Source organism: uncultured Nostoc sp., assembly GCF_964245575.1.
GTDB lineage: Bacteria > Cyanobacteriota > Cyanobacteriia > Cyanobacteriales > Nostocaceae > Nostoc.
Map to the genome: position 1 here is coordinate 21,537 of NZ_CAXTNP010000007.1, position 15,614 is coordinate 37,150.

The window sequence follows — 15,614 nt, forward strand, 5'->3', positions numbered from 1 at the left end:
TAATCTTTAAAAACGGGCGAGGAGGGATTCGAACCCCCGACACCGTGGTCCGTAGCCACGTGCTCTAGTCCACTGAGCTACACGCCCTCACCGACAATCTATATTAACACGTTCTAACTAAATGGCGCAAGATAATTTTCCATCTAATTTTGCTAACTTAACCCATCTGGATCGCCAAGGACAGGCGCAGATGGTAGATGTGTCTGATAAAGCACCCACCATCCGCCAAGCAGTAGCCGCAGCCAATGTGCGGATGCTGCCAGCCACCTTCGCCGCCATTCAAGCCGGAAATGTCCCAAAAGGGGATGTGTTGGCAACTGCAAGATTGGCTGGGATTATGGCAGCCAAGCAAACAGCCAGTTTAATTCCTCTGTGTCATCCGTTGCCTTTGCAAAAAATCGCAGTCGAGATTATACCCGATCCGCAACTACCTGGTTATCAAATTCAAGCCACAGTCAAAACCAAAGCTGAAACTGGTGTAGAGATGGAAGCCTTAACTGCCGTTTCTGTGGCTGCCCTGACTTTATACGATATGGCAAAAGCCTTAGAAAAGTCGATTGAAATTGAATCAATTCGTTTAATAAGTAAAAGTGGCGGGAAATCAGGAGATTATTCTTTGCCAGAGCAATAGCCTATATTATTTTGGGGCATTGGGCATTGGTTATTAATTCTTCTCCTTTACTCCTTCATCCCCAGTTATGGGAGATTGTCAGGATCAATGCCGAGATTACGCAAATATGCTGCTAACTGTTCAGCGCGTTGGCGTTCTTGTTCAGCGCGTTGGCGTTCTTGTTCTAGCAATAACTCAGCCTGTTCTGCTCGTTGATTGAGTTCCAGGGAATTCAAAAATCTCTGTTCATCTGGACGGTAAATTACTAACTCTCCAAGGCCCGTTTGAAATCTAATTCCTAAGCGGGGACTGAGCCAACCATCCATTTGCCATAGCTTATTCAAATGGTTGTTTTGCCGCAACCAGCCATCTAGTTGAAAACTTTCAGGGTCGTATAAATAGTATTCTTCAACACCATAGGTATCGTAAAACTCCAGCTTCCGCTCCATCTCCTTGGTATCATTACTATAAGAAAGAATCTCAAAGACTACTTGCGGTGGAATATTATCTTCTTGCCACTGACGATAAGAACGACGTTTTCCCTTTGCTCTACCGAAGACAACCATTACATCAGGTGCAGTTGGTGTAATCAGCCGAGAACGGACGGGATACCAAAGTAAATCTCCCGCAATCAAAATATTGTCATTATTAGCAAACAGAATCTCTAAATTCTCCTTAATCAGGACAATCCAACGATATTGCTCTGTATTGTCTGCCATTGGTTTGCCGTCACTATCTGGATAGAGGAGATCGGGGTCTATTTGCTCAAAGATCGTCATCTGATTTAACCCAGTGGCTCTGGACTTCCAATTCAATTATGACTGGTTGTAAGGGTCTAATAGCAACCACTGCCACAAAAACCTTAGAATAAATAGAGTGTATTTAAATCTGTAACAAATATTTATGCCTCCTCGTTGGCCTCGTAAACCCGATCGCAAAGACCCTGATTACCGCAAGATCGATGACAGAATGAATTTTGCTATGCATGTGGCGATCGCTGCTACTATTAATTCTGGCTTGTGGTTTTTCCACATCTTGAAAGGCACTACTTGGGAGTGGCTGCCTTGGGTGACTTTAAGTTGGACAGGAATATTGTTGGTGCATCTGATTTATATTAGTGCGATCGCTAACTACACCGAAACTCCACCAAAATCCACCTGAAGATGGATTACTCATGCTGGGGCGATTGTAACCTCTGGTAGTAGGATTAGGCTGTTAATTGAGCCATAATCTAAAAAAGTCTGAGATTTCGCACTTTTTCTTAATGTAGGGTTATTTTTATGGCTAAGACTAACACCACAGAACTACTAGAAGCCCTAGCAGCTGAAATTGGCGAAAACGTTTACATAGACGTTGCTAAATGGCATCTTTATTTATCAAATGCCAAACTGCATACAGTTGTTGCCGAGCAACTGTATCCCTTAATTACTTCCAACGCTGTCAATGAAGACCGAGTTTTACAAGTTTTGGGATCGATTCTAATAAAAATTGGCGGTGGTAAACGTGAGGTTCCTTTAATCGATTTACTACCCCTGCAATGCCAAGTAACTTTAGTAGATATTTTGGAAAAATATCAACGTGATTTCTAATCGCTAAAACTAATATTATCTTAGTTGGAGAATTTTATTAATCAGCATTCCCTGATTCGATTTTAGCTTCGGGATTAGGTATCTATTTGCTGTGTCTATTTTATAAAAATTAACTTTACAGATACACAGAGATAAATCTTGTGTAATTTATGTGTGGATATCTAATAAAAATTTCCTTTAATAATTAAAGAATCTCCGCGTTCAAAATCGGTTAAGATTTGAGCGAGTTTATCTTTATTGAGACTCGCTTTGAACTTCCATGCAAACTCATTGAGGCAATTTCTATGCTTTTACAAGTCAAAGATAGTGGCGAATTGGTAAAAATTGTTGAAATTCAGGAATTACTTGACCCGAATAGTGATGTTGTTAAGGCAAAAGACCAAGAAGGTCAAGAAGAACAGCAACCTGAGACTTTTAAAAAAGAAAATCTTGTTTTTCCTTCAGGTGAAGTTCTACCGCGCTGTTGGTTAGATGCCGACTATAGACACGACAACGCTTAATGATTTTAAAATCAGGTAATTTGTAATAGGAGGGTAGCACAGATGTGCTACCCTCCGATGCGTCAGATTATGACGCAGCTTTTTCTCCTACCGTCACTGTTTCATTCTGCTGAAATTTAGGGAAAAATGTCTTAGTAATCCAGTCAGTCAAGATGTGAGACAGTAATCCCATAGGCCCAGCAAACAAACACAGTCCAAGGGAGTGAATTGTCCAAATACCTGTTTTTTGCCCTTCCCAATAAATCCAGCGCCCGACGAATAAATCCATCACTAAAAAATGAATCCAACCCGTTGCAGCAGCCGTTTCATCTGTAAAAAATCGCGCAATATCGGCTAATTGGGGATTCGATAAAGCTTGGGCATTTTCTGGCGTAATGCTGTTGATAAACAAATACACATACGCCCCAGCTAAAATCACAAAGGGCAGATATGATGACATAATCTGCCGTGTAATTTTCCAATTTGGCAATAAAATCATCAACGCCCAAAAAGGCAATGCGAAAAGGTTAGCAACGTTAAATAGTTGAGAGATAGTCATAGTTTTGTAAAGTGCAAGGTTTTCAGTTATTATTTTTTACTTAGAATTAACTAATTATTCATAACTCGCAACTTTTTGAAGATAAATCCCGACAACATTTTACGAAGTCGGGGATCTGCGTATATTTATAAAGCTACAAGTTGTGATTCAATTTCTGAAGACTTCAAATCACGACCGATGAAAACTAAGCGGGTTTGCCTGGCCTCTTTGGGTTTCCAGGGGCGATCGTAAAATTTATCAAATCGAGTTCCCACGCCTTGCATCACTAAGCGCATGGATTTATTTGGCACTGCCACAAAGCCTTTAATCCGGTAAATTTCTTGTTGTTGTGCTAATTTCTCTAACTGCTGTTGCAGCTTTTCTGGATCAAATGTACGATCCAAAATCAAATTAGCTGAGGTAATTTCTTCGTCGTGATTGTGATCTTCTTCGGTATCGTGATGACTAGGACGAGAATCTAAATTGTCTTCCACTGCGGCTTGGAATCCTAATAATATAGATGCATCGAGTTGAGAACGTAGGCGTAGCCCGCCGCAGGCATCGCTCTCGACAATCTTCACCACTCTGGGCAACTCTTGCTTAATCAATTCCTCAACTCTTGCTTTTGTCTCGGCATCTACCAAGTCAATTTTATTTAATACCACTAAGTCTGCACAAGCAAGTTGGTCTTCAAACAGTTCTTGCAAGGGTGTTTCATGTTCTAGATTCTCATCTGCTTGGCGCTGGGCTGCGATCGCCTCTGGATCGCTAGCAAATGTCCCTGCTGCTACCGCCGCACAATCTACCACGGTAATTACAGCATCCACAGTAGCGGCGTTGCGAATTTCTTGCCAGCGAAAAGCTTTTATTAGTGGTTTTGGCAAGGCTAAACCAGAGGTTTCAATCAAAATGCAGTCGATGCTATCACGCCGCTTGATTAACTCTTGCATCATCGGGTAAAACTCTTCCTGTACAGTGCAACATAAGCAGCCGTTAGTTAATTCAAAGATATTAGTGTCGCCCTCACCATCTTCTGGGCAAACTTGACAGGATTTTAACAATTCGCCATCAATACCGAGTTCGCCAAATTCATTTACTAAAACGGCAATGCGGCGTCCTTGATTGTTTTGTAGCAGGTGGCGAATTAGGCTGGTTTTTCCACTACCTAAGAAGCCTGTGATCACTGTAACAGGAATTTTCGTAGCCATATTTTTGCCTGATTTACTCAGTATTGTTTTTACGGGTTACAAACTTAAATACTGAGATTAAGCTTGGTTTGAAGATTGACTTAGTTATTTTACAGCTATTTTTAGGTAAATAGATTCGCGGGGTAGGGGCACAGCAATAGCCTATTTGGTACAGCAATTTAATACGGTAGAACAAGGGTTTGAAACCCTTAAATTTCAGGGACTTCAATTAATACAGTTTAAAACCTGGCGATCACCCCAATCTCCAACACCCAATGCGGTCAAGCCAGGGTCGATGGAGTCAGCAGTAAAGGAGTAGGAACGATCACTCATTGCCCTACCTCAGATAAACCCATAAGTGCGATCGCGTGCATCCGCCCTCTTCAACTCTGCTGTAAGTTGAAAATTTATGCAAAACCCCAAAATATTGGTGTTAATAACTACTAACTCTTAAAAATAATTGAGGGGCAATCTCCCCATGCTTGCTTTCACGAATTAAAAAGCAGTCACAGGGCTATTGCCCCCATTTTGAGCGTAGGCATCGCTCTTTCCCCAGAAACACCTATGAATTATCCTTCATCAGGCTATCTGAATTTCTCACTCCACACATCATACTCCGCAATCTCAACACAGTTACTCAGCTGTGACCAGTTCAGTACTGCCGCGTGTACGACGCCGTGTGAGGCTATTGTAAAGCATTACACCAATCGCCTTGATCAAATTGCCTTCCAATTCTTGGAACATCGTCATGTTCATGCCAAAGGCGGCGTTAGCTTCATCAACGATGCGATCTGTTGTAGCATCGTCGAGGGGTAATTCATCCAAAGTTTGACGATATTTGGCTTTGAATGCCTTTTCATCAGGAATCTCTGGAAATTCATAAAAGGCTGTTCCTTGCCCATCAGACAAATTCATCGCCGTTACAGCAATATTTTTGAGAATTTGTCCCCCGGATAAGTCACCCAAGTAACGAGTATATGAATGAGCAATTAACAGTTCCGGTTCTGTAGCAGATATTTCTCGGATGCGCTTTACATAAGCTTCACCTGCGGGAGATAGCTTGATTTGCTCTCTCCAGTTAGCACCAAAGTAATAACTCAGGTCTTGCTCTAAGGTACACTTGCGGTTTAGCTGCGGAAAGTTAATTTTAGAGAGAATTGGGTGTTGGCGATGCTTTTCCATTTCCTCTTCCATCGCTGAGTAGACGAAGTAGAAATTAGCAACAAGTTTCCGGTAAGAGTTTTTCTCGACTACTCCTCTTAAAAAGCACTTGACAAAACCTACATTTTCTGCCATTGTGTGGGCTTTTTTAGTGCCTACACGTAATTTGGTTGCTAAATTGCTGCTCATGCTAAACTTCTCAACTTTTAATAAAGTTAACTGCCGGAGTTTTAATTCACTAACGGCTAAAAAAGCCATTAAAACGTTACCTTAAAACTATTTGATGAGAATTTATATTAAAATTTTTTAAGCTCTAATAATTTTGTGCTTTTTTACACATATAATAAGCTCAGTGGATATAATTTTACATTCTAGCGTTTTGAGATTTTTGTTGGTATTAGCTAAATTTCGCTTTTATTGTCAGCTTTACTGAAAAACTCTTCTCATGAAACACGGAGAATATTTATTACAGCTTGTTCTTGGTTAGTAGCATTGCAAAGTGTGAACTAATACAGATAAAAATCAAACCTAAAGTTAAGCGCATAAAAGGAATAATCAGCTAAAATATGGTGACTTTACTGATAACGTAAAAACCAATACTGAATTCATGAAAGATTTACAATAACAGAGGCATAAATTACGTAATACTACGTAATAGGAGCTTGATTTAGAATGAATTTCTAAAGATAAAAAGCATGTCGAAATTGCTGAATAAAGTCTTAAGTGTTATTTTTCTGTGTAATTGTGTGGAGTGTTTAAAAATATGGTTTCATCTATAACTCGGACACCGGGCATTCCTGGGGGTTCTGCTTCGGAAGTTGATGCATTGGGCAAAGGGATTGAGAGCAGTTTTGCACTGAATTTAATCCCATTACCAGCAAATCCCTTATTTGGTACAGATGGGATTCGCGGACGAGTCGGAGAATTACTAAGTGCGCCCCTAGCATTACAAGTTGGTTTTTGGACGGGGATTGTTTTACGTAATCATACTACTAAAGTAGGGCCAATCATTCTCGGACAGGACTCTAGAAACTCCAGTGATATGCTGGCAATGGCTTTGAGTGCAGGGTTAACAGCAGCAGGATTAGAGGTTTGGTATTTGGGATTATGTCCCACTCCTTGCATAGCCTATCTCACCAGCATCAGTGATGCCATCGGTGGAGTGATGATTTCTGCCAGCCACAATCCCCCAGAAGACAATGGGATTAAGATTTTTAGTGCCAATGGTGGCAAGTTACCGCAAATATTGCAGGCAGAAATTGAAGCGGGACTGCGTGGCAAGATATCACCGATTGCTAAAGTTAGTAATTGCGGACGGCATTACTCACGTTTTGAGTTAGTGGGGCATTATGGTGAGGCGTTGAAAAAACCCTTAAACGGTGCGCTAAATCTTCAAGGAATGAAGATTGTTTTAGACTTGGCATGGGGGGCAGCAGTCGGGTTAGCACCATCAGTATTTACAGAAATGGGGGCAGAGGTGATCTGCTTACATAATGAAGCAGATGGCGATCGCATTAATGTTAATTGCGGTTCCACCCACCTAGATATTCTTGCCACCACAGTACAAGAACACAACGCCGACATCGGCTTTGCCTTCGATGGCGATGCTGATCGCGTCTTAGCAGTAGACAATACTGGCAGGCAAGTTAACGGCGATTACATTCTCTACCTATGGGGACGCCGCTTACAACAAAACCACCAACTGCCAGACAACCTAATTGTATCTACAGTCATGGCCAACTTAGGTTTTGAGAAAGCTTGGCAGCAAATTGGAGGTAACTTAATTCGTACCGCAGTCGGCGACCAATATGTGCAAGCCGAAATGTTGCGGACTGGGGGAATGCTAGGCGGCGAACAATCAGGTCATATTCTTTGCCGTCATTATGCTGTTACTGGAGATGGCTTGTTAACAGCATTACATATAGCAGCTTTGGTGAAAGAGGCGGGTGTTCCCTTTAGCGAATTAGTAGATCAAAGCTTCCAGACCTATCCACAATTATTGCGGAACGTGCGAGTTGTAGATCGCGATCGCCGTTTAGGATGGCAAGATTGCCAACCTGTGCAACAAGCGATCGCTCTTGCTGAAGCTGCAATGGGTGATTCCGGCAGAATTTTGGTTCGCGCCTCTGGCACAGAACCAGTGATCAGGGTTATGGTGGAAGCTGTCAATGCTGAACTCACCAGCTACTGGACAAATGAATTAGTTTCAAAAGTCCAGCAACACATAGCAGTCTAAGTTACTCCCTTCCCCGTGTAAGATTACTTAATTTTCTGTCCTTCGTGTCTTCATGGTTCATTTAATTAAGTAGTCTTTGCGGGGAAGGGGGTAGCTACTATCTCACCTTTCAAAAATGCAACTTTTTCGTAATCACAGCTTCTGCAAATTAACCAGCTTTGGTCATCTGCGGAAAATTTAGTATTTGCATTTGCACTTTTACATACTATTGTAAACCTCCTTATATAACAAAGAGGTCTGTGTATGTTCATTGATTATAGAGGTTCTCATAAAGAGCGGGAAGCCGCTAGGCGTCTATGGATGCAATACACTTTGACCTGACTTCCATTCCTTTCTCCTAAAACGAGAAAGGCTTTAAATCTTACTCCCCAACGCTACAAGGGTTGGGGCTGTTCTTGTTAGGTCTGTATTACACTCAACAGAGAAGCGCTATATCTTCTATAAGGTAATAAAATGCTTGTTTTTGTTATCCCACTTAAAAGTCCGCAAGTTTCCAATTCCTGGGAGCGTGTCACCCAATCATTTGAAAGATGCATCAAATCAATTTGTAATCAAACCTCTCTTGATTTTCACGCTATTGTCGTTTGCCATGAACAGCCAAAAATAGAATTTAATCATCCCCAAATTACGTACATTACAGTTGACTTTCCTCCTCCCAATGAGACAAACCCTATCGCAAGAGGAGACACAGATAAAGGGCGGAAAATATTGAAGGGATTAATGTATGCTCGTCAATTTTCTCCAACTCACACGATGGCAGTTGATGCAGATGATTGCATCAGTAAAAACTTAGCTGCATTTATTAAGCAACATCCTAACTCTAATGGATGGTTTATCAATAAAGGTTATAAATATAAAGAAGGTAGTAAATATATATATATTAAAAGAAAAAATTTTTATTCAATGTGTGGTACATCCAATCTTATCCGATATGACTTAAATTTTTTACCAGAAAACGCCGAATATAATCGGGGCTATGGATACTACAAATATTATATAGACCACGCAAAAGTCAGAGGCGTATTAGAAAACAAAGCTAAACCTATAGAACCATTACCATTTACGGGAGCAGTTTATATTGTAGAAACAGGAGAAAATATGTTTTATGGTTCAATGAAGTTAAACTTCAATATTTTTGATCGAAAATTCCTAACTCAATCAGTTAAAGATGAATTTGGCTTGTACACGCTATAGCCATTTTAATCCATTTGTATGTAAGCTATAGATTGTTTTTTAAGGCTGATAGGCTACAGCGCCACTATGCCAAAATCCAAGTTAAAAAATAAAAAATCAAAAAAACAGGCTGAAAAAGAAACTCCTACTCTTAGCCTCAAAGAACAGTTAGCCCAAAAGCGCAAAGCAGCCCAAGCACGTAAAGAACTCATTAGCTTACTCACCACCGCCACCTTTGGCAGTGTCTTAGTTGGCATTATACTTTTTTTCGTAGGTGGAATTAAAGTAGCAGTCCCTGGCGTCTTAGGGATATTCGTTATATCCCTTTCCTACAAATACCCGCGTCAAGCGCTATATGCCTTCATCATTTACGTACCTATTGGGGGTACTATCACCTACTACTTGGGCAATAGTCCCATACTCCAATTAGCTAAAGATGCTTTTTATGTTCCAGCGCTAATTGGACTCTGGCAAACTTGTCACAAGCAAGGGCTACCCCTAATTATTCCCCAAGGCATTAAAACCCCACTTTATATTGTCTTGGGTTGTAGTCTGCTAACGCTGTTATTTATTAATGGTGGACAGCAGTTTAACCCGCCTAGTGTGGGACTATTGGAAAAAGCACCCAAAGAAATACCTTTAGGCATGGGAATTCTGGGACTGAAAGTATTTTTAGGGTATGTTCCGCTAATTGGTTGTGCCTACTATCTAATTCGAGATAAGCGAGATTTTCTATTTTTATCACGCCTCCAGATTGTCCTCACACTGATTTGCTGTGTGCTGGGATTTATTCAATACCTGTTACTCCTAACTGGTGTATGTCAAGGCACTAGAGGTCTTGAAGGAAATGCCCTATTTGTCACATCATTAGAAGCCCGATGTTATTTTGGTGGAGCGCTCTTATATAGTCCTGAAGAAGGCGTCATTCGCCTACCAGGGACATTTGTAGCCCCTTGGCAGTGGGCATGGTTCTTAATTTCCAGCACCTTTTTTACCTTTGCCACCGGCTTCACCGACCCCTCCCCAATATGGCGACTGATCGGTTTAGGTTCTTTAGTAACAGTTTTTATCGATGCTGTAATCTCTGGACAAAGAATCGCCTTAGCTTTAGTACCAATTTGCTTCGGGATTTTGCTATTGCTCACTGGTCAACTTGGCAACCTTAAACGATTTATCCCCATAGGGATAGGACTTGCCCTAGTTCTGGGAATAGCAATGGTGACTAACCCTGATGTCGTGCAACAGAGAACCGAGAGTTTTACAGGTCGATGGGAGGCTTCACCACCTCAAGATTTTATCGTCCAGCAATTTGAAGACAATTGGAAAAATGTAGACGGACCACTGGGAAGTGGCTTAGGTCGAGCAACTAACTCTGCCCGCGTCATGGGTAAAACTAAGCTGGTGGAAACCTACTACCCCAAAGTCCTTTTTGAAGTTGGAATTCTTGGAGTGCTAGCTTTTCTGGCTTTGGTCACTAGTTTAACAATTATTGGCTTTAAAACCTATCGCTCCATAAAGAACCGTAATTTCCGCAGTTACGGAGCAGCTTTGTGGGTGTTTATATTGTTTATTAGCTACAACACCTACTACTATCCTCTAGATGTTGATCCAGTTGCTGTCTATTATTGGTTTTATGCGGGAGTTCTTTTTAAATTGCCAGAACTGGAGAAACAAGATATAGAAGATGCCAACCCTGAGCAAAAAAACCAGAAAAAACGTCTAAAAACAATTTAAATGAAATAAAAATGGCAAAAGTTATCATAGGAGGTCAAAAACACCTCAGCATTCCAAACCTACCTCGAAATTCTCGGCATACACTTATCCGCCCCAAGCCTTTCCCCGCAGGTAGATATCCTATAGAAAAAATTTGGTATCCTTTAGGCAGCTTTATGGCCTGGCAACCTGTATGGGGAGGATACCAAGCTATTCATTCTTTCAACAAAATTTTATATACAAACAAACCTTGGTTTCTCACCTTTGAGGATCATCGTGTTTTATATAGAAATCCTCAAAATCAAGGCGAAGCTGCAATTTTTGAATTATTAAATAATCGTTTAGCGCTAGATAATTGCAGAAAAATAATTGCTATTTCTGATTATGCCAAGCTGAGATTAATTAATCGGATACAAGGTTGGAAGATAGAACCAAAAGTAAGTAAGAAATTAGATGTTATTCATCCAAATTTCCCCGTCAGGGTTAACCAATCAAAGCTTTATCAGCAACAGCAAAATCTTCAGCTTGTATTTATAGGAAATCACATTGCTCGCAAAGGCGGATTTGTTGCTTTAAGACTCGCTAAAAAAGCGGAAAAATTAGGTTTACCTATTACTTTACATATAATTTCCGAACTGGGACATGGTTCAGGAGTGCCGACTGATTTCCCCGATCGCACCAAATATGTAGAGGATTTAAAGTTATTGAATTTGAATAACGTTGTTTTTCATAAAAGTATTCCTAATGAGAAAGTTCTTGAGTTATTATCGCAAAGTCATTTTCAATTAATGGCGACATTACATGATACTTACGGCTATAGTATCATCGAAGGTTTTTCAGTTGCAACTCCTGCAATTACAACAAATGTATGCGCCTTACCAGAGTTTATTCGTCATGGCGAAAATGGCTATATTTTAGAGTTACCAATTAATGAAATTAGACATTGGAGTAATTGGCTGCATGGAGAAAAAACTAAAACTAATGAATATTGGGAAATTTTAAATAGCACTTATGATGATTTGGTAGAGCAAGCATTGCAACAAATCATTCAATTTCTTGATAGAAGTGATAAACGAGAACATTACGAATTTTTAAGTGCAGGAGCGTTAGCTCAAGCGCAACTTGTGCATAACTCTGAAAAGCAAAATGAATTATTTGATGATCTTTATGCAGCAGCCGGAGTTTGAAGAAAAATTCAGAAGTCAGAATTCAGAATTTAAGGACTAAAGTCCTCTCTACGAGACGCACTCGCGTTCACTACGAACCTTTAATTATTTACGCCGTTCTACTGAAATCTGCATATTTAGTGGGGGTGCAAAAACGCCGCTTATTCATCCACCAGTCATACAGAATACCTTACTGAATTCTGATTCCTGACTCCTAAATTCTGTTCCGATAAAGTTATTATCAAAGTAGAGAAATCACTTAATAAAAATCATGGATAATTGGCCATTACTTACTGTAGTTATCCCGACCTATGGTCGAGAGGAAGCGCTACGGGATAGCATTGTAGATGTTTTGAAACAAGACTATCCAAATTTTGAAGTTTTAGTGGTAGACCAAACCACAAAACACCAACCAGAAATTCAAGCCTATCTAGAAGAGATGGCGGAGGCAGGTAAAATTAAGTGGTTGCGCTTAGATTGGGCAAGTTTGCCAGGAGCGCGAAATTATGCTGTGCGACGGTCATCTGGTGAAATAATATTATTTATTGATGATGATGTTCAGCTAACTCCAGAATTGTTAGCAGCCCATGCGAAAAATTATTTGCAAAATCCAGAAGTGGGGGCTGTAGCCGGTCGGGTATTTGACAGAATGAAATTGGGTGATTCTGGAGGAGATTTACAGATTGAATATCTGCCTCCCCAAGCTATGGACCCAGGAATTGCTTGGTATCATATTGATTTAGTACATACCATCAAACCTCAACAAGTACTGACAGCCAGGGGTTGCAATATGTCATTTCGCCGCGAAATTTTTACTAAGTACGGACTGAGGTTTGATGAAAGGTTTCGCGGTAGTGCTGTGCGCGAAGAGTCAGATTTTTGTTTGCGGGTGCGACAGACGGGGTATAAAATTTGGTACGACCCAGAGGCCCATTTGGTACATTTAGGCGAAGAAACAGGGGGTTGTCATGATATTAGTATGCGATCGCTCAAATATCAACTCACCTTTTATCACAACCATTTCCTACTAGGGCTGAAAAACCTTACTCCTACTCAAGCTTTACGCTTATACGCCCGTTTATTTGATTGTCACGTTCTCGGACACCCACCTTGTAACAAAAGCGGTTCCCCCATCAAAATTGCCACTCGTGCTATTTTCTACACTTTGGGTTTTTTCAAAGCCTTGGGTACTGTCATTCAATCACTTTGGAACGATGGTCAAATTTACAGCCGATTGGATGAACAAGTTTAGTTATAAGTTAAAAGTTAGAAGTTAGGAGTTAGTGAATAATAAAGAATAGCTGACAAAGAATAAATATAAATTAATAAATATCAATGAAAATTTTAATTGCTAGTCACACTTATATCGTAGACCTCAACTGTGAAAAACTACGTGCCTTATCTCAACTAGAAGCCGACATTGAAGTTACAGTTGTAGTTCCAAAGCGCTGGAAACCAGGCGGTGTACAAAATAGAATTATTGAAACTGAATACCGTGATGAAGGGACATTTAGAATAGTTCCCGTTTCTAATTTTAGTCAAAATCATCAGGGACTCCTTACCTTTGGTGCTGATTTAATATCTTTGTTAAAAGAATTTCGTCCCCAAATCATCCAAGTGGAACAAGGGTCTAGAGGGCTAGCTTATACTCAGATGATTGCCTTAAATCAGCTATTAGGACTCAAGGCAAAAAATGTATTTTTTACCTGGTGGAATTTACCATATAATCTGAAATTACCAGTTGCTTTATTAGAAAAATATAACCTCAATCACAGCCATGGGATTATTTCTGGCAATCAAGATGGAGCAGAAGTTTTGCGGCAACGGGGATATAAAGGGGCAATTAAAGTCATGCCGCAACTGGGTGTAGATGAATTTTTATTTACTCCTAAAGCCCAACCAGAGTTAGTAGCTAAGTTAGACATTAAAAAAGGAGATTTTGTTGTAGGTTTTGTTGGGCGATTTGTGCAAGAAAAGGGCTTATTAACGCTTTTACAAGCCTTAATTACTTTGAAAAATAAACGTTGGAAATTCCTGTTGTTGGGACGAGGAGAATTGCAAAGTCAATTAATCAAAATCGCCTCAGAAAACAATATTGAAGAACGATTAATTTTGGTAGAAAGTGTTCCCCATAATGAAGTTGAAAACTATATCAATTTAATGAGTACTTTAGTACTGCCTTCCGAAACAACTTACAAGTTTAAAACCTTAACTTCTGTTGGCTGGAAAGAACAATTTGGTCATGTGTTAATTGAGGCGATGGCTTGCAAAGTACCTGTGATTGGTTCTGATTCTGGTGAAATTCCCTATGTAATTGGCGATGCTGGTTTAGTATTTCCTGAAGGTGATGTTCAAGCCCTTGCTAATTGCTTACTTCAATTAATGGATAAACCAGATTTTGCTTATACTCTGGGTGAAATGGGCTATCAAAAAGCAATGATTAAATATACAAATAAAGCCTTGGCTAAACAGCAATTAGAGTTTTATCAAGATTTAGTTATTAGTCATTAGTCATTGGTCATTAGTGAATAACAAAAGACAAAGAACAAATGACAAATGACAAATGATGAAAAAATGAAAATATTACAAATTGTTCCCTCAATTTCTCTGATTTACGGCGGCCCTAGTCAAATGGTACTAGGATTAGCTCCAGCTTTGGTAAAAGAGGGAGCGGAAGTTACAATTATCACAACTGATAGTAATGGTGATAATGGTCAAACATCTCTGGATGTTCCTTTAAATCGCTCAATAAAACAAGATGGTTATGAAATAATTTACTTTCGTTGCGCCCCATTTCGTCGCTATAAATTTTCCCTCGATTTATTAAACTGGCTAAAACTTCATGCTCACGAATTTGACATAGCACATATTCATGCTCTATTCTCTCCCATAAGTAGTGCTGCTGCTATTGTGTGTCGTCAGCAAAAGCTACCTTATATTTTCCGTCCTTTGGGTACTCTCGATCCGGCTGATTTACGCAAGAAAAAACAATTAAAACAGCTTTATGTCGCAATTATAGAACGTCAAAATTTAGCTGGTGCAGCAGCTATTCATTTTACCAGCGATCAAGAAGCTAAAATATCAGAAAGATTTGGAGTATCTACGCCAGATTTGGTGATTCCGTTGGGTGTGATCCCCCCTCAATCCCCCCTTCAAAAGGAGGGAAGTGTTGTATATAGTCAGTTAAAAATACCAGAGGATGTACCTTTAGTATTGTTTATGTCACGGATTGACCCAAAAAAGGGGTTAAATTTGTTGATTCCGGCGCTAGAGAAGTTATTAGCGATTGGTTATAAGTTTCATTTTGCTTTAGCTGGAACAAATCCCCAAGATCCAGATTACGAAAAAAAGATAATATCCCAAATTCAAAATTCACCCTTGCGATCGCACACTACAATTACTGGCTTTGTTACTGGTGAACTCAAAGTTAGTTTACTACAAGCTGCTGATTTATTTGTCTTGCCTTCCTACTACGAAAATTTTGGGATTGCTGTAGCTGAAGCAATGGTAGCAGGTATACCCGTAGTCATTTCTGACCAAGTACATATTTGTCAACAGATAGGTGATAGTGAGTCGGGTTGGGTGGGTGCAACAGATGTTCAAGAACTGTTAGAGTTACTGCAAGAAGCTTTGCAAAATCCCGCAGAACGCCAACGACGGGGATTAAACGCCCAAAAATATGCATTGGAAAATTTTAGCTGGGATGCGATCGCCAAGCAAACAATCCAAGCCTACCATAAAATTCTGGCAAATAAATGAATT

15 protein-coding genes and 1 tRNA gene are annotated in these 15,614 nt (G+C 40.0%); 11 read left to right on the forward strand and 5 right to left on the reverse strand.

Features of this window, described 5'->3' with window-relative positions:
- Positions 1–13: 13 nt before the first annotated feature.
- A tRNA-Arg gene (locus ACFFAP_RS02080) sits at positions 14–87 on the reverse strand.
- A 34-nt stretch (positions 88–121) separates the two neighbouring features.
- Between ACFFAP_RS02080 and moaC the strand changes: the two genes are divergently transcribed.
- Positions 122–631, forward strand: a complete 510-nt coding sequence (moaC, locus tag ACFFAP_RS02085) for a cyclic pyranopterin monophosphate synthase MoaC (RefSeq protein ID WP_375509667.1) — start codon at positions 122–124, stop codon at positions 629–631.
- Positions 632–696: 65 nt separating this feature from the next.
- Here moaC and ACFFAP_RS02090 read toward each other — a convergent pair whose 3' ends face one another.
- Positions 697–1,389, reverse strand: a complete 693-nt coding sequence (locus ACFFAP_RS02090) for a Uma2 family endonuclease (RefSeq protein ID WP_375509668.1) — start codon at positions 1,387–1,389, stop codon at positions 697–699.
- A 124-nt stretch (positions 1,390–1,513) separates the two neighbouring features.
- On the opposite strand from ACFFAP_RS02090, the gene ACFFAP_RS02095 reads away from it, so the two are divergent.
- From ACFFAP_RS02095 to ACFFAP_RS02105, 3 genes are all read left to right on the forward strand, one after another.
- Positions 1,514–1,771 (forward strand): hypothetical protein, encoded by a 258-nt coding sequence (locus tag ACFFAP_RS02095; protein ID WP_375509669.1) that lies wholly within the window; start codon positions 1,514–1,516, stop codon positions 1,769–1,771.
- A 119-nt stretch (positions 1,772–1,890) separates the two neighbouring features.
- Positions 1,891–2,199 (forward strand): DUF3181 family protein, encoded by a 309-nt coding sequence (locus tag ACFFAP_RS02100; protein ID WP_375509670.1) that lies wholly within the window; start codon positions 1,891–1,893, stop codon positions 2,197–2,199.
- Positions 2,200–2,483: 284 nt separating this feature from the next.
- Entirely contained in the window at positions 2,484–2,699 is a 216-nt protein-coding gene (locus tag ACFFAP_RS02105) for an acetyltransferase (protein ID WP_375509671.1), read from the forward strand.
- 67 nt (positions 2,700–2,766) lie between these two features.
- Here ACFFAP_RS02105 and ACFFAP_RS02110 read toward each other — a convergent pair whose 3' ends face one another.
- The 3 genes from ACFFAP_RS02110 to ACFFAP_RS02120 all read right to left on the reverse strand — a co-directional run bounded on the left by ACFFAP_RS02110 (position 2,767) and on the right by ACFFAP_RS02120 (position 5,753).
- Positions 2,767–3,237 carry an ABA4-like family protein gene (locus ACFFAP_RS02110; RefSeq protein ID WP_375509672.1) on the reverse strand — a complete coding sequence of 157 codons (471 nt, stop codon included), beginning with the start codon at positions 3,235–3,237 and terminating at the stop codon, positions 2,767–2,769.
- Between the two features lie 125 nt (positions 3,238–3,362).
- Positions 3,363–4,424, reverse strand: coding sequence for a cobalamin biosynthesis protein CobW (gene cobW / locus ACFFAP_RS02115; protein ID WP_375509673.1), 1,062 nt, complete (start codon positions 4,422–4,424; stop codon positions 3,363–3,365).
- 612 nt (positions 4,425–5,036) lie between these two features.
- Positions 5,037–5,753: a heme oxygenase (biliverdin-producing) gene (locus ACFFAP_RS02120; protein ID WP_375509701.1), complete on the reverse strand. Its 717-nt coding sequence runs from the start codon at positions 5,751–5,753 to the stop codon at positions 5,037–5,039.
- A 574-nt stretch (positions 5,754–6,327) separates the two neighbouring features.
- On the opposite strand from ACFFAP_RS02120, the gene glmM reads away from it, so the two are divergent.
- The 7 genes from glmM (at position 6,328) to hpsP (ending at position 15,611) form a co-directional block, all read left to right on the forward strand.
- Positions 6,328–7,800, forward strand: a complete 1,473-nt coding sequence (gene glmM / locus ACFFAP_RS02125; protein WP_375509674.1) for a phosphoglucosamine mutase — start codon at positions 6,328–6,330, stop codon at positions 7,798–7,800.
- 453 nt (positions 7,801–8,253) lie between these two features.
- A complete protein-coding gene (locus tag ACFFAP_RS02130; protein ID WP_375509675.1) occupies positions 8,254–8,994 on the forward strand; it encodes a glycosyltransferase family 2 protein in 741 nt (246 codons plus the stop codon).
- A gap of 66 nt (positions 8,995–9,060) precedes the next feature.
- Entirely contained in the window at positions 9,061–10,707 is a 1,647-nt protein-coding gene (hpsL, locus tag ACFFAP_RS02135; RefSeq protein WP_375509676.1) for a hormogonium polysaccharide biosynthesis protein HpsL, read from the forward strand.
- Between the two features lie 11 nt (positions 10,708–10,718).
- Positions 10,719–11,873: a glycosyltransferase family 4 protein gene (locus tag ACFFAP_RS02140; protein WP_375509677.1), complete on the forward strand. Its 1,155-nt coding sequence runs from the start codon at positions 10,719–10,721 to the stop codon at positions 11,871–11,873.
- 250 nt (positions 11,874–12,123) lie between these two features.
- Positions 12,124–13,104 carry a hormogonium polysaccharide biosynthesis glycosyltransferase HpsN gene (hpsN, locus tag ACFFAP_RS02145; RefSeq protein ID WP_375509678.1) on the forward strand — a complete coding sequence of 327 codons (981 nt, stop codon included), beginning with the start codon at positions 12,124–12,126 and terminating at the stop codon, positions 13,102–13,104.
- 83 nt (positions 13,105–13,187) lie between these two features.
- Positions 13,188–14,363 (forward strand): hormogonium polysaccharide biosynthesis glycosyltransferase HpsO, encoded by a 1,176-nt coding sequence (gene hpsO, locus ACFFAP_RS02150; RefSeq protein ID WP_375509679.1) that lies wholly within the window; start codon positions 13,188–13,190, stop codon positions 14,361–14,363.
- 63 nt (positions 14,364–14,426) lie between these two features.
- Positions 14,427–15,611 carry a hormogonium polysaccharide biosynthesis glycosyltransferase HpsP gene (gene hpsP, locus ACFFAP_RS02155; RefSeq protein WP_375509702.1) on the forward strand — a complete coding sequence of 395 codons (1,185 nt, stop codon included), beginning with the start codon at positions 14,427–14,429 and terminating at the stop codon, positions 15,609–15,611.
- Positions 15,612–15,614 lie beyond the last annotated feature (3 nt).

What these genes read in the sequence shown, in the direction of transcription:
- ACFFAP_RS02140 (WP_375509677.1), top strand. Translation starts at nt 10,719, where the DNA reads ATGGCAAAAGTTATCATAGGAGGTCAAAAACACCTCAGCATTCCAAAC.
- ACFFAP_RS02105 (WP_375509671.1), top strand. Translation starts at nt 2,484, where the DNA reads ATGCTTTTACAAGTCAAAGATAGTGGCGAATTGGTAAAAATTGTTGAA.
- ACFFAP_RS02100 (WP_375509670.1), top strand. Translation starts at nt 1,891, where the DNA reads ATGGCTAAGACTAACACCACAGAACTACTAGAAGCCCTAGCAGCTGAA.
- cobW (WP_375509673.1), bottom strand. Translation starts at nt 4,424, where the DNA reads ATGGCTACGAAAATTCCTGTTACAGTGATCACAGGCTTCTTAGGTAGT.
- ACFFAP_RS02110 (WP_375509672.1), bottom strand. Translation starts at nt 3,237, where the DNA reads ATGACTATCTCTCAACTATTTAACGTTGCTAACCTTTTCGCATTGCCT.
- glmM (WP_375509674.1), top strand. Translation starts at nt 6,328, where the DNA reads ATGGTTTCATCTATAACTCGGACACCGGGCATTCCTGGGGGTTCTGCT.
- hpsO (WP_375509679.1), top strand. Translation starts at nt 13,188, where the DNA reads ATGAAAATTTTAATTGCTAGTCACACTTATATCGTAGACCTCAACTGT.
- ACFFAP_RS02095 (WP_375509669.1), top strand. Translation starts at nt 1,514, where the DNA reads ATGCCTCCTCGTTGGCCTCGTAAACCCGATCGCAAAGACCCTGATTAC.
- hpsL (WP_375509676.1), top strand. Translation starts at nt 9,061, where the DNA reads ATGCCAAAATCCAAGTTAAAAAATAAAAAATCAAAAAAACAGGCTGAA.
- hpsN (WP_375509678.1), top strand. Translation starts at nt 12,124, where the DNA reads ATGGATAATTGGCCATTACTTACTGTAGTTATCCCGACCTATGGTCGA.
- ACFFAP_RS02120 (WP_375509701.1), bottom strand. Translation starts at nt 5,753, where the DNA reads ATGAGCAGCAATTTAGCAACCAAATTACGTGTAGGCACTAAAAAAGCC.
- ACFFAP_RS02130 (WP_375509675.1), top strand. Translation starts at nt 8,254, where the DNA reads ATGCTTGTTTTTGTTATCCCACTTAAAAGTCCGCAAGTTTCCAATTCC.
- ACFFAP_RS02090 (WP_375509668.1), bottom strand. Translation starts at nt 1,389, where the DNA reads ATGACGATCTTTGAGCAAATAGACCCCGATCTCCTCTATCCAGATAGT.
- hpsP (WP_375509702.1), top strand. Translation starts at nt 14,427, where the DNA reads ATGAAAATATTACAAATTGTTCCCTCAATTTCTCTGATTTACGGCGGC.
- moaC (WP_375509667.1), top strand. Translation starts at nt 122, where the DNA reads ATGGCGCAAGATAATTTTCCATCTAATTTTGCTAACTTAACCCATCTG.